15 protein-coding genes are annotated in these 12,974 nt (G+C 56.3%); 8 read left to right on the top strand and 7 right to left on the bottom strand.

Going from position 1 to position 12,974, the window contains the following annotated elements; all coding sequences use genetic code 11:
- Nucleotides 1-64: 64 nt before the first annotated feature.
- Nucleotides 65-298: a hypothetical protein gene (locus tag AC22G1_RS14055; protein WP_487313920.1), complete on the top strand. Its 234-nt coding sequence runs from the start codon at nucleotides 65-67 to the stop codon at nucleotides 296-298.
- Between the two features lie 30 nt (nucleotides 299-328).
- Here the strand turns inward: AC22G1_RS14055 and smpB are convergent, their stop codons facing one another.
- Nucleotides 329-805 carry an SsrA-binding protein SmpB gene (gene smpB, locus AC22G1_RS14050; RefSeq protein WP_050658446.1) on the bottom strand — a complete coding sequence of 159 codons (477 nt, stop codon included), beginning with the start codon at nucleotides 803-805 and terminating at the stop codon, nucleotides 329-331.
- Nucleotides 806-914: 109 nt separating this feature from the next.
- Between smpB and AC22G1_RS14045 the strand changes: the two genes are divergently transcribed.
- Both AC22G1_RS14045 and AC22G1_RS14040 read left to right on the top strand, forming a co-directional pair.
- Nucleotides 915-1,349, top strand: coding sequence for a type II toxin-antitoxin system RatA family toxin (locus AC22G1_RS14045; protein ID WP_050658525.1), 435 nt, complete (start codon nucleotides 915-917; stop codon nucleotides 1,347-1,349).
- A complete protein-coding gene (locus AC22G1_RS14040; protein ID WP_487313919.1) occupies nucleotides 1,309-1,689 on the top strand; it encodes an RnfH family protein in 381 nt (126 codons plus the stop codon). The genes AC22G1_RS14045 and AC22G1_RS14040 overlap by 41 nt, the downstream gene beginning before the upstream one ends.
- Here AC22G1_RS14040 and AC22G1_RS14035 read toward each other — a convergent pair.
- The 3 genes from AC22G1_RS14035 to nadK form a co-directional block, all read right to left on the bottom strand.
- Nucleotides 1,686-2,069 carry an outer membrane protein assembly factor BamE gene (locus AC22G1_RS14035; RefSeq protein ID WP_487313918.1) on the bottom strand — a complete coding sequence of 128 codons (384 nt, stop codon included), beginning with the start codon at nucleotides 2,067-2,069 and terminating at the stop codon, nucleotides 1,686-1,688. The genes AC22G1_RS14040 and AC22G1_RS14035 overlap by 4 nt on opposite strands.
- A gap of 68 nt (nucleotides 2,070-2,137) precedes the next feature.
- On the bottom strand, nucleotides 2,138-3,802 hold the full coding sequence (gene recN, locus AC22G1_RS14030; RefSeq protein WP_487313917.1) for a DNA repair protein RecN: 1,665 nt from the start codon (nucleotides 3,800-3,802) through the stop codon (nucleotides 2,138-2,140).
- Nucleotides 3,803-3,866: 64 nt separating this feature from the next.
- On the bottom strand, nucleotides 3,867-4,745 hold the full coding sequence (gene nadK / locus AC22G1_RS14025; protein ID WP_487313916.1) for an NAD(+) kinase: 879 nt from the start codon (nucleotides 4,743-4,745) through the stop codon (nucleotides 3,867-3,869).
- Nucleotides 4,746-4,852: 107 nt separating this feature from the next.
- Here nadK and grpE point away from each other — a divergent pair, with 107 nt between their 5' ends.
- From grpE to AC22G1_RS14005, 4 genes are all read left to right on the top strand, one after another.
- A complete protein-coding gene (grpE, locus tag AC22G1_RS14020) occupies nucleotides 4,853-5,398 on the top strand; it encodes a nucleotide exchange factor GrpE (RefSeq protein ID WP_487313915.1) in 546 nt (181 codons plus the stop codon).
- 178 nt (nucleotides 5,399-5,576) lie between these two features.
- Nucleotides 5,577-7,499 carry a molecular chaperone DnaK gene (gene dnaK, locus AC22G1_RS14015; protein ID WP_487313914.1) on the top strand — a complete coding sequence of 641 codons (1,923 nt, stop codon included), beginning with the start codon at nucleotides 5,577-5,579 and terminating at the stop codon, nucleotides 7,497-7,499.
- A 67-nt stretch (nucleotides 7,500-7,566) separates the two neighbouring features.
- On the top strand, nucleotides 7,567-8,709 hold the full coding sequence (gene dnaJ / locus AC22G1_RS14010) for a molecular chaperone DnaJ (RefSeq protein WP_487313913.1): 1,143 nt from the start codon (nucleotides 7,567-7,569) through the stop codon (nucleotides 8,707-8,709).
- A 201-nt stretch (nucleotides 8,710-8,910) separates the two neighbouring features.
- A complete protein-coding gene (locus AC22G1_RS14005; RefSeq protein WP_487313912.1) occupies nucleotides 8,911-9,327 on the top strand; it encodes a DoxX family protein in 417 nt (138 codons plus the stop codon).
- Nucleotides 9,328-9,377: 50 nt separating this feature from the next.
- Here the strand turns inward: AC22G1_RS14005 and AC22G1_RS14000 are convergent, their stop codons facing one another.
- Entirely contained in the window at nucleotides 9,378-9,842 is a 465-nt protein-coding gene (locus AC22G1_RS14000) for a GNAT family N-acetyltransferase (RefSeq protein WP_487316727.1), read from the bottom strand.
- A 141-nt stretch (nucleotides 9,843-9,983) separates the two neighbouring features.
- Here AC22G1_RS14000 and AC22G1_RS13995 point away from each other — a divergent pair, with 141 nt between their 5' ends.
- Nucleotides 9,984-10,778 (top strand): M48 family metallopeptidase, encoded by a 795-nt coding sequence (locus AC22G1_RS13995; protein WP_487313911.1) that lies wholly within the window; start codon nucleotides 9,984-9,986, stop codon nucleotides 10,776-10,778.
- A 33-nt stretch (nucleotides 10,779-10,811) separates the two neighbouring features.
- Here the strand turns inward: AC22G1_RS13995 and AC22G1_RS13990 are convergent, their stop codons facing one another.
- Nucleotides 10,812-11,033: a hypothetical protein gene (locus AC22G1_RS13990; protein ID WP_487313910.1), complete on the bottom strand. Its 222-nt coding sequence runs from the start codon at nucleotides 11,031-11,033 to the stop codon at nucleotides 10,812-10,814.
- 179 nt (nucleotides 11,034-11,212) lie between these two features.
- Nucleotides 11,213-12,724, bottom strand: coding sequence for a pectate lyase family protein (locus AC22G1_RS13985; RefSeq protein WP_487313909.1), 1,512 nt, complete (start codon nucleotides 12,722-12,724; stop codon nucleotides 11,213-11,215).
- Nucleotides 12,725-12,974: the final 250 nt, after the last annotated feature.

Here is a 12,974-nt window from a genome sequence, read left to right as displayed (position 1 = left end):
AGCGAGATGGATTATGGCGATACCGGAGCGTAAGCGGCGTGTTGATGCTATCCAGAAGTTCCTGATGTACCTGATTTTATTAAATCTGGTACTGGTAGCGAGTTACGGAATGAGCCAATCCCACCTGGTAGGCGCCTGGGCGCTGTCAGTGCCGGTGATGCTGGTATTGTTCAACGTCATGTTGTGCAACATCACCATCAAAAGAGGCCGGCGCCGCCGCGACAGCTATTTGCTGTATCCGGTGGCGGTGTCGTCGATATGCCTGGGGTTTTTCGTACTCAAAGCCATTTTTGTCTGAATAAAAAAGCGCCCTTAGGGGCGCCTTTTTTTAACCACGTTTCATGACCCGGGCTTTTTCCCGCTGCCAATCGCGGTCTTTTACATCATCCCGCTTATCGTGCTCTTTTTTACCGCGAGCGATACCAATGGCGATTTTCGCCCAGGCACGGCTCCAGTACATCTTCAGTGGCACAACAGTTTTTCCCTTCTGGTGCACTTGGCCATAAAGGACTTCCAGCTCGCGCTGGTTGAGCAGCAATTTACGGGTGCGGGTCGGGTCCACCACCACATGGGTGGAGGCGGTATTGAGCGGCTGAATAGTGGCACCGAACAGGTAGGCTTCGCTGTCCCTGAGGACGATATAGGCCTCGCTGATGTTGGCCTTGCCGGCCCGCAGGCTCTTTACTTCCCAGCCTTGCAAGGCAAGACCGGCTTCGAAGGTTTCTTCGATAAAGTAGTCGTGACGGGCTTTTTTATTCTGGGCGATGTCGGTGTCACCGCCTTTGAGGGCTTTTTTCTTGGTCATGCGCGCATTATACGCAAAGGCTGTTTGAATGCATGGCATTTTGCCCGGATGCCCAGCCAGATAACAAGTGATATCATTCGCTGCAAAGCCATAGTTAATGCAAAACGCCATGCCGCGCATTCAGCGACAAGCTCAAGTACCTTTTCCTCCCCAGGCCATGTTTGATCTGGTTAATGATGTGCCCAGCTATCCGGCCTTTCTGCCGGGCTGCGTGGCATCGAGGGTACTGGGCCAGACCGATAACGCCATGACCGCAACCCTGGACGTGGCCAAAGGGCCGGTGCGTAAGTCCTTTACCACCCGTAACACCCTTTTTGCACCCGACCGTATCGCCATGGAACTGGTCAATGGGCCTTTTAAGTTCCTACGGGGTAATTGGCATTTCCTGCCCCACGGCGAGAAGGGCTGTACTGTGAAGTTGGAAATGGAGTTCGAGTTTTCCTCCACCCTGGTGGGCATCGCTTTTGGTGGTATTTTCCAGCAGTTGACCCACGCCATGGTCAATGCCTTTTGCCAGCGCGCCATGGAGATATACCGTGACTGAGCGCCTGCTAAATGTGGAAGTGGCCTACGCCGAGCCTGAGCGCCAGGCACTCATCGCGTTGAAGGTCGTGGAAGGGGCAACGGTGCAGGAGGTGATAGAACGCTCCGGCATGTTGGGCCGGTTTAGCGACCTTGATCTTGCCAAAAATGATGTCGGGATCTGGTCTCGCAGCTGCAAGCTGAGCGACAAGGTGCGGGAGGGAGACAGGGTCGAAATTTACCGGCCGTTGACCGCCGATCCTAAAGATATTCGCCGCCGCCGGGCCGAGAAGGCCAAAGAAGAGGGCCGCGCCGATAAAACCACAGGGGGCCGACCCAACCCCCTGCGCGCAGACACTTAACCGGCTTTGGTGTCGGCCTTGGTGGCCGCCGCCGGGCTGCCACCAAAAGCGGCAGGAATTTTAAAGTCTTCGGCGCTGATGCTTTTGAGCTTATTGCTGGCATCAAACTGCACTATCACATCTTTGCTGATGCTGGTGCCGGTACGCCCTGACCGGTAAAGGTACTTGTAATACCAGGTACCGCTTTTAAAGCTGTCTTTGAGCAGGGGAGTCCCCAGCACGTAAGTCACCTGCTCCTGGGTCATGCCCGGTTGCAGCTTGTCAATCTGGTCTTGTTCCAGGTAATTGCCCTGGGGCACATCGATGCGGTAAATCAGGCCGCAACCACTCAAACTCATCACACTCAGGCCCAGGGTCAGGGCCAGCAAGGCATTTTTCATTCTGTTATCCATCTCAAAACTTTCAGGCGCATGATAGCCTCGCCCGGCAACATGCAGCAACAGAGCCTTTATTGTGCCAAAAGTTCCCTGGCATTGGCACGGGTTGCCTCGGTTATCACATCTCCACCCAACAAACGGGCCAATTCGTCGATGCGTTGGTCACCGCTCAAGGCCTCCATCTGGGTCTCGGTACTGTCTTTTTGGGTCTTCTTGGTAACCCGAAGCTGCTGATGACCCTGGCCTGCCACCTGTGGCAAGTGAGTCACGCACATCACCTGGCTGTGCTCGCCAAGGCTTCTGAGCAATTTACCCACCACAGCGGCGGTGGGGCCGGAGATCCCCACATCCACTTCGTCAAAAATCAGGGTTGGGGTTTGCTCTTGCTTGGATGTCAGTACCTGCAAAGCCAGGCCAATACGCGACAGCTCGCCGCCCGAGGCCACTTTGGCCATGGGCGCCAGCGGCTGGCCGGGGTTGGTGGAAACCAGCATCTGCACTTTATCCAGGCCGTTACTGGCGCCGGGTGCTTCGCCGTCAAAGGCGATGTCGATATCGAATTGGGCGTGGGGTAGGGCGAGCTCCCGCACCACTTTTTGCACCGCTTTAGCCAAGGCTTTGCCGTGACGATCGCGACTTTGGCTGAGCCGCTGGGCGCAGGCCAGGTAATCTTGCTGGGCTTTTGCCACTTCCGCTTCCAGTGCGGCCAAGCGGTCGTCGCTGTCGGTGAGGGATTTAAGCTCTTCGGCCAATTGCTGGTGCAGTACTGGCAGTTCGTGGGTGGGAATTTTGTGTTTGCGCCCCAGATTAATGGCGCTGCTGAGGCGTTCTTCGAGCTGGGCAAAACTCTCGGGGTCGATTTCCAGGCGCTGCTGGTAGCGGCTCAGCTCGTGGCTGGCATCGTCCAGCAAGGCGGCAGCATCAAACAAGGTGGCTACTATGGGCTCAAGGGCGGCGTCGTCGCCTTGCAGGCGGCCAAGGCGGTCGGTGACCTGGCGCAGCATGTCGCTGACGTTGAGCTGGTCATCCTCGCACAGTACCGCCAAACACTGGCCCGATTCACTGATGAGGTTGGCGGCATTGGCCTGGCGGTGGTGCTCTGCCTCAATTTTCTCAAATTCCCCTTCTTCCAGGGCGAATTGGTCCAGCTCCTGAACCTGGTATTCGAGCAGTTGGCGGCGGGCGTCGCGCTGGGCCTCGGTGCTTTGCAGCTCGCTAAGCTCCTGGCGCAGGGCCTTTTGAGCGCGCCAGGCGCTGCGCACCTCTTCTTGCAGGCTTTTGTGGCCGGCGTATTGGTCCAGCAGCACCAACTGATGGTCGGGCTTTAACAGGGCGTGGTGGGCATGCTGGCCGTGTACATTCACCAGCCTTTCCCCCAGTTGCTTTAGCTGGGAGAGCGGCACCGGTTGGCCGTTGATAAAGGCGCGGGAGCGGCCTTCGCAGGTGACAGTGCGGCGCAAAATACATTGCTGCTCGTCGTCCAACTCATTGTCTTTTAGCCAGGCCTGAGCCAGGGGCAGGGCACTGACATCAAAGCGGGCCGCCACTTCACACTTGTCGGCGCCAGGGCGCACCATGCTGGCCTCACTGCGCTCGCCAAGGCAAAGGCCCAGGGCGTCGATGGCGATGGATTTACCGGCACCGGTCTCACCGGTGATGGCGGTCAGGCCCCGGCTGAACTCCAGTTCCAGAAAACGCACGATGGCAAAGTTACTGACGGTGAGTTGGACCAGCATTGAGAAAGCTCCTTACTGTAATTGCATCCAGTATAAGCTGGATTTTCATACAGTAAAGAGGGGGCTAGTAAAGTTTTGAGCCCCAGCCCAATTTGCAGCGCAGCACTTCGTAGTAGTCGTAGCCTGGCGGATGCACCATGCGCAGCGGAAAGGCGCTCTTTTGGATGCGGATTTCGTCGCCAGGTTGCAGGCTCAGCACCACTTGGCTGTCGCAGGTGATTTGCAAGTCGTCGGTATTGGAGGTGACTTTCAGGGTGATAAGGCTGTTGCCCTCCACCACCAGCGGCCGGCTCGACAGGGTGTGGGGGAACATCGGCAGCAACACGATGGCGTCCATCTTCGGGTGCACGATGGGGCCGCCGCCGGACAGTGAATACGCGGTGGAGCCTGTTGGGGTGGAGACAATCAGGCCGTCTGAGCGCTGGCTGTAGACATGCTGCTCGTCGATGCTCACCGAGAATTCGATCATGTGGGCAATCTTATCGGGGTGCAGCACCATCTCGTTGACGGCGGTATTGGAAGCCACCAGCCGCTTATGGCGGTAAATTTGGGCATCGAGCAAAAAGCGGTACTCGGTTTGAAAACGCCCGGCCAGCACCTCTTTTAGGGGCGCTTCGAAGTTGTCGGGGGCAAGATCGGTTAAAAAGCCGAGGTTGCCGCGGTTAACGCCAATCACTGCCACATCGAAACGGGCCAGCACCCGGGCCGCGCCCAGCATGTTGCCGTCGCCGCCTACAACGATGGCAAGCTCTGCTTCTTCGCCGAGGGAAGCGAGGTCGCGCAGGCAGGCTTTGGGCACGTCCAAGCCCTCGGCGGTGCGCTCTTCCACCAGCAGGTGATATTGCTGGTCCGCCAGCCAACGGTACAGGGCCATCACGGTCTGGTTGGCGCCGTCATGTTTGGGTTTGCCAATTAATGCAATGGTTTTAAAAGCTTGCGTCATTTATCCGCCCCTTTGGCCTTCATCGGCAGTATAACCGAGCGCGCATCTCTTGAAACCCGCGTTATCGCCCCCATAATAAGCCGCACGTTGTATTGAGGAGACAGGCAATGACCCAAGAAACGGACAAGCCAATGGATGAGCAGCAAGCCCATGAAGCTGCAGCGGCCGAAGAGCACCTGCCAGAAGTGGATTTGCAAACGGAAGTGGCCCGCCTGGAAGCGGAGCTGAACGAGCAGCGTGAAGCCGTGCTGCGGGCCAAGGCCGAAGTAGACAACATCCGCCGCCGTAGCGCCCAGGATGTGGAAAAGGCCCATAAATTTGCCCTGGAGAAGTTTGCTGGCGACCTGCTGCCGGTGGCTGACTCTCTGGAGCGCGCCCTGGAGCTGGGTGATGTCAGCGACGAAGCCCTCAAGCCGATGCTTGAAGGTATTGAGCTGACGTTGAAATCCTTCCACTCAGCCACCAACAAATACGGTCTGGAAGTGGTAGACCCGGTGGGCCTGCCTTTCAACCCTGAACTGCACCAGGCCATGGCCATGCAGCCAAGCCCCGAACATCCGGCCAACACCGTGCTGACCGTGGTGCAAAAGGGCTACAGCCTTAATGGCCGCCTGCTGCGCCCGGCCATGGTGGTGGTCAGCACCGCCGGTTAACGTGCTTTTGCTAAAAAACCCGGCAAAAGCCGGGTTTTTTTCTGTTTTTGCCTTGAAAAGGGATTTGTCCCTCCCCACATAAGGGTCAAAGGCAATTCGTTGATAACGGACTTGAAAATTCAAGCAAGGCCCCCACGTTATCAACCATCAACTATCAAGCTGTTTAGTGGAGACTGATATGGGCAAAATTATCGGTATCGACCTGGGCACCACCAACTCCTGTGTGGCCATCATGGATGGTGACAAAGCGCGCGTTATTGAAAACGCCGAAGGTGCTCGTACTACCCCTTCTGTTATCGCCTACACCGACGATGGCGAGACCCTGGTTGGCCAGTCCGCCAAGCGTCAGGCGGTGACTAACCCGAAAAACACCCTGTTCGCTATCAAGCGTCTGATCGGTCGTCGTTTCACTGACGATGAAGTACAGCGTGACGTGAAAATCATGCCGTTCTCCATCATCGCTGCCGACAACGGCGACGCCTGGGTTGGCGTAAAAGACAAAAAACTGGCTCCGCCGCAGATCTCTGCCGAAGTGCTGAAGAAAATGAAAAAAGCCGCCGAAGATTTCCTCGGCGAGCCGGTAACCGAAGCGGTTATTACCGTGCCGGCTTACTTCAACGACTCTCAGCGTCAGGCCACCAAAGACGCCGGTAAAATTGCCGGTCTGGAAGTGAAGCGCATCATCAACGAGCCCACTGCGGCCGCGCTGGCTTACGGCCTTGACAAGAAAAAAGGCAACCAGAAAATCGCCGTATACGACCTTGGCGGCGGTACCTTCGATATCTCCATCATCGAGATTGACGAACTGGACGGCGAGCACACCTTCGAAGTACTGGCCACCAACGGTGACACTCACCTGGGCGGCGAAGACTTCGACAACCGCTTGATCAACTACCTGGTTGAAGAGTTCAAGAAAGAGCAAGGCGTTGATCTGACTAAAGATCAGCTGGCCCTGCAACGTCTGAAAGAAGCGGCTGAAAAAGCCAAGATTGAGCTGTCCTCTGCGCAGCAGACCGACGTGAACCTGCCGTACATCACCGCAGATGCCACCGGTCCCAAGCACATGAACATCAAAGTAACCCGCACCAAGCTGGAATCTTTGGTTGAAGACTTCATCACCCGCACCATCGAGCCGCTGAAAGTGGCCCTGGCGGATGCTGACCTGTCCGTGTCCGACATCGACGAGGTTATCCTGGTCGGCGGTCAGACCCGTATGCCTAAAGTGCAGCAAGCGGTAACCGAGTTCTTCGGCAAAGAGCCCCGTAAAGACGTCAACCCTGACGAAGCGGTGGCTGCCGGTGCTGCGGTGCAAGGTGGCGTACTGGCCGGTGACGTAAAAGACGTGCTGCTGCTGGACGTATCCCCGCTGTCGCTGGGTATCGAGACCATGGGCGGTGTGATGACCAAGCTCATCGAGAAAAACACCACCATCCCCACCAAGCACAGCCAGGTGTTCTCTACTGCCGAAGACAACCAGTCTGCAGTGACCATCCATGTGCTCCAAGGTGAGCGTAAGCGCTCCAGCGACAACAAGTCCCTGGGCCAGTTCAACCTGGACGGTATCCAGGCCGCCCCGCGCGGTATGCCGCAAATCGAAGTCACCTTCGACATCGATGCCGACGGTATCCTGCACGTGTCTGCCAAGGACAAAACCACCGGTAAAGAACAGAAGATCACCATCAAGGCGTCTTCCGGTCTGTCCGACGACGAAGTGGCGAAAATGGTGCGCGACGCCGAAGCCCACGCCGAGGAAGACAAGAAGTTCGAAGAGCTGGTGTCGGTGCGTAACCAAGCCGACGCGCTGGTACACGGTACCCGCAAGCAGCTTGAAGAAGCCGGCGACCAGGTGAGCGGCGACGACAAGGCCAAAATCGAAGCGGCCCTTGGCGAGCTGGAAACCGCCATCAAAGGCACCGATAAAGCCGAAATTGAAGCCAAGCAACAGGCCTTGATTGAAGCCTCTGGCAAGCTGATGGAAATTCTGCAGCAAAAAATGCAGCAGGAACAAGCTGCCGGCGGCCAACAGGCCGGTGGCAACCAGGGCGGTGACGACGTGGTTGACGCCGAGTTCGAAGAAGTTAAAGACGACGATAAAAAGTAAGGCCCCGGCCTTATAAACACGGGCGCCCATGTGCGCCCGTCAATCGTTTCAAGCGGACCTGAGATTTATGTCGAAGCGTGATTACTACGAAGTGCTGGGCGTCGAGCGCGGCACCGAAGAGAAAGACATCAAGCGGGCTTATAAAAAGCTCGCCATGAAATATCACCCGGACCGCAATCCTGGCGACGCTGAAGCCGAGGCCAAGTTCAAAGAGGTTAAAGAAGCCTACGAGATCTTGACCGACAGCGACAAACGCGCCGCTTACGACCGTTACGGCCATGCCGGGGTCGACCCGAACATGGGCGGCGGCGGTTTTGGTGGTGGCGCCGGTGGCGCCGACTTTGCCGATATCTTCGGCGATGTGTTCGGCGACATTTTCGGTGGCGGCCGTCGTGGCGGTGGCCGGCAGCAAGCCAGGGGCGCCGATCTGCGGTACAACATGGAGCTGAGCCTGGAAGAGGCGGTCCGTGGGGTATCCAAAGAGATCAAGGTGCCCACTTACGCGCCTTGTGATGTCTGTGACGGCAGCGGCGCCAAGCCCGGCACCAGCGCCAAGACCTGTTCTACCTGTAACGGTATAGGCCAGGTGCAGATGCGCCAGGGCTTTTTTGCGGTCCAGCAGACCTGTCCTACCTGTGGCGGCTCTGGTAAGGAAATTACCGACCCTTGCGATAAGTGCCACGGCCAGGGCCGGGTGCAAAAGACCAAGACCTTGTCTGTGAAGATCCCCGCCGGGGTCGACACTGGCGATCGTATTCGCCTGGCAGGAGAAGGGGAGGCGGGCCAGTTTGGTGCGCCGGCGGGGGACTTGTACGTGCAGGTGCACGTCAAAGACCACCCCATCTTCGTGCGTGACGGTAACAACCTCTACTGCGAAATGCCGATTAGCTTTACCACCGCGGCCCTTGGCGGCGAGATTGAAGTGCCGACCTTAGATGGCCGGGTCAAGCTCAAGGTGGCTGAGGGCACCCAAACCGGGCGCATGTTCCGCCTGCGCGGTAAGGGTGTGAAATCGGTACGTAGCGGCGCCATTGGCGATCTGATGGTCAAAACCGTGGTGGAAACCCCGGTCAGCCTGACCAGCGAACAGCGTGAGCTGCTCGAACAGCTGGAAAAGACCCTCGCCGGTGAGTCTGCCAAGCGTCACAAACCCAAGGCCGAAGGCTTCTTTGACAGCGTGAAACGCTTCTTTGACGACTTATCGAGCTAAGGCTTAAGCCATTGAAAAAGCGCCCATAGGGCGCTTTTTTTATGCCTGCAGCTCAGTGATAGCTGGCCTTGGTGAGAAAACGCTGGGCGCTTCAATTATTCTATAAAATAGAATGGTATTGCTGATTTTATGGAGTTTTAGTTCTAAATTAAAAGAGGATAATGCTCTCCATCAACTCAACACGATTTGGAAGCAATCATCATGAAAACCGAAATCATCAAATTTAACCCCAACTCTACCCTGGCTGGCGTCTTTACCCTGGGTGCCCGCGTGCTGCTTATCCTGCTCTTTATCCAGGCTGGTATCGGCAAAATTTCCGCCTACCAAGGCACCGCTGGTTGGATGGAATCCATGGGCGTACCCGGTGCGCTGCTGCCGCTGGTTATCCTGCTGGAAGTGGGTGGTTCCCTGGCCCTGCTGGTCGGCTACCAAACCCGCTTTGTGGCCCTGGCCATGGCTGTGTTCAGCGTTGTCTCCGCCTTTATCTTCCACTCTAACCTGAGTGACCAGGCGCAGTTTTTGAACTTCTACAAAAACATCTCCATCGCCGGTGGTTACCTGGCACTGATGGTCCTGGGCGCTGGCCGCTTCAGCATCGACGCCAAACTCAAAGGCTAAGCCTTAGCAGTAAAAAAGCGCCCATCGGGCGCTTTTTTGCGTTGTGGGCGTTACAAGGTTTTTGCCATGCAAATCTCGCAGTCGCCGTGGCCGGTTTCTCCCATGGGGTGGGTGAGCTGCTTGAACCCCAAAGCTTGGTAAAGCCCCAGCGCCTCGCCAAGGGCGGCGGTGGTTTCGAGGTAGCAGAGCTTAAAGCCGCTTTGCCTTGCCTCTGCCATGGCAAGCTCGGCCAGGGCCTTGCCAGCACCCTGGCCGCGAAGCGAGGGTAGAAAATACATCTTTTGCAGCTCACAAACGGTGTCGCTGGCGCCGCTTAATGGCGCCATGCCGCCGCCACCCTGAATGTGCCCGTCAAGCTCCACCACCCAATAGCGCCCGCCAAGCTCCCGGTAGTAGTCAAAAAGGTTATCTAGGTGCGGGTCGGACACCCCATAACCTTTGTCGGCGCTCAGGCCATATTCGGCTGAGACGTCGCGGATCACCTGAGCGACGGCGGCGTTGTCGGCCGGTTTCATGGGGCGAATGTGATAAGGCACCTGGGATACTCCTGCAATAAACAGGTCGATAACTTAACACAAGGCCGGCACAGGCCAAGGGCTGTTGCGCTCAGCGGCGACTGAGGAAACAATAGGGAAAACTCCAGGAGGAGCAACAAGATGAAGAAGACCTTCAGCCTGGCCATGGTGGCATTGCTGATGAGCGCCTGTACCCAAAGCCCCACCGGCCGTGAGCAGTTGTTGTTTAACAACGAGTCGACCATGGCCCAGATGGGTACCCAGTCTTTTGACGAGCTGAAAAAGAAAGAGAAGATTGATACCGACCCCAAGACCAACCAGTACGTGCAGTGCGTGGCCGGTGCCATCACCCGGGTGTTGCCAGCCGAGCAGCAAGGGGATTGGGAAGTGGTGGTGTTTGATTCCAAAGAAGTAAACGCCTTTGCCTTGCCGGGCAAGAAGATTGGCGTGTACTCGGGCCTGCTTAAAGTGGCGCAAACCCCAGATCAGCTGGCTGCCGTTATCGGCCATGAGGTTGGGCACGTATTGGCTCACCATTCCAACGAGCGGCTCACCCAAAACCAGATTTATTCGGGCGTCTCGGTGCTGGCCGCTGTGGCCCTTGGCCTGTCCAATGTCGACAACAAAGGGCTCTATATGGCGGCTCTTGGGGTGGGGGCGACGGTGGGGGTGCTGCTGCCTTATTCGCGCAAGCACGAATCGGAAGCCGACCAAATCGGCCTGGAGCTGATGGCCAAGGCCGGTTTTGACCCCAACCAGGCGGTGGTGCTGTGGCACAACATGGAGAAAAACGCCGGCGACACCCCGCCAGAACTGCTCTCTACCCACCCCAGCCCTGCCAGCCGTATCCAGGCGCTGTCGGACCAAGTGCCCAAGGTGATGCCTTATTACCAAAAGGCAGCTATACATCCGCAGTGTAAAAGAGCCACTAACTAAAAAGGCGCCCTTGGGCGCCTTTTTCTCACTGATTTATTCGCACTCGAAATTCGATTCTTCATCGTAGCGATAGTACGGGGTTTTTACTCCCCAGCTGTTTGTTGTGTAGCAGCCTCGGTAATACCAGCCGACAACATTTACCATTTCCGGAGAATCGTAGTAGTAAATGAGGAAGGCATGGGGAACAGCCGCTTGTAAGCTGAATGCAGAAAGCAATGTCATTGTGGCGAAAAAAAGTGAAATGACTTTCTTCATGGATAACACTCCTTGTTTGTAAGTTAGTTGTTATCTTTTAATTGTTTTTTAATTTTTTGAGTGTGAGTAACATCACAGCAAAGGAATTAAGTGGGGGAAAGGCTGTGAATACTTTTCTAGCAACTGTCATTTCCTACAGGTTTTGAAAAATAAAAAAGCCCCGGGCGGGGCTTTTTATTTTATTGGGCATTATAGGTTTCAAACTCCGCCACCGTCGGGGTGCCGTTGCTGCTGGTGATATTGAAATTCACCTTATGGGTACTGACGCTATTAAAGGTGATGGTACCGGCGCCGGTGCCGCTGGCCAGGGTGTTGCCGGTATCGTTGTCCACCACTGTCCAGTTTTGAATATGGCCTTCAAAGCCGGCCGCTTCGCGAATAACGATGGTGTTAAGGCTGGTGGCACTGCTCCATTTGATGGAGATGCGGCCGGTGGCGCTGCTGGGGGCCCAGTAACTTGCCATGTCGCCATCGCGCACATCGCCATAGCTGCCGCTACCTTTGCTGGAGCCGTCGGAGCCGGCGCCAAGGGAGAGGTTGCTGCCCAGTTCGCCGCTGCCACCGCCGTTATCGCCGCCCGAGCCATTGTCACCGCCGCCGTTGTCGCCACCGCCCTGGGTGCTGCAACTGCCATCGGAGACTTGCAGGCCGTTATTGACCCCGGCACTGGCCAGCACAATGGCTTTGACGCAATTGGCATCATCCAGTTGGTAGCTGTAGGGGATGCTGATACTGGTGGTGGATACCGGGTTGGGGCCGGCCGGGTGGTTGGTGTCGTTATCCAGCCAGGTAACATTGGTGAAGATATTGCCGCTGACATCCCAAAAGCCCATGTCGTCGGTATAGAAGGTGCCGATGGGGTTCTGGGCGTCTTCAAAGACGTTGTTCTCGGCTTTGATCTGCCCGCCGATACGGGGGTTCATGCCGGACTTGCTGATGTGGTTGTAGTAATTGTTGTAGGCGTGGGCGGTGCCGTGGCGCAGCAGCGGCATGCGCGAGTCGACGTTTTCGTACCAGTTGTGGTGGAAGGTCACATAGGTGTTGTCGGTGTCGGAATCGCTCGAGCCCATCAGGCCGCCCCGGCCTGAATGGTGCAGGTAGTTGTAGGACACCGTCACATACTGGGTGGTGGCCTTCATGTCGATAAGGGAGTCGTAGCCGTCGCTTTCGCCCCCTGAGGCTTCCAGCTCGTTGTGGTCTACCCAGATATTGTGCACGTCGCTTTCCATGCCGATGGCATCGCCGCCGTTGGAAAGGGGCGAGCCGGACTTTTTCACGTTACGCACATGGATATTGCGGATGATGATATTGGACGCTTCGCGGATATGAATGCCTATCTGGTCAAACAGGGCGCCCTGGTCGGTACCGATAAGGGAAATGTTGCTGACTCGCTTGAATTGAATTTCGCTGTCGGTGGTATCGCAACTTCCCGATACCTTGCTGGTGTTGCCGTGGTTGATGGTGCCGGTCACGTAAATGATAAGCGGGGTGTCGTCGGCGGCCCGGCTGCACATGGCCTGGTTGATCTCTGTGCCGGTGGTGGCATAGACCACATTGCCGCCGGCGCCGCCGGTGGTGCCGCCATTTAAGGTGGCATAACCTTCGATGGCGGCCAGGGCCGGATGGCTGGCAAAAAGGCTCCCCAGCAGCCCGAGGGTTAAACCCGGGCTGGTTCTTTTAACGGTGAACATATTTTATTCCTCGGCGTTTTTGTCTTTATGATGAAACATCTTGTCGATGTACTCGCTGCATAGCGTTGCCGAGTATAGGTAGTGAGAAAATGCCGGTGTTTTACATTTGAAACTTTCCCTCAATGAAAAAGCACTTGGTAATAAAGTGAAAAAGTAATCTGCTGCTATTCTTTATTTTTCTTTTACTTTTTAATCGCCTATAAAAAGACCCCGTATTTTCATACAGGGTCCTTTAGCCAGGGTTATGCTG

The organism is Gallaecimonas zhanjiangensis, from assembly GCF_057624825.1.
This window is presented reverse-complemented; position numbering and strand designations above follow the sequence as displayed.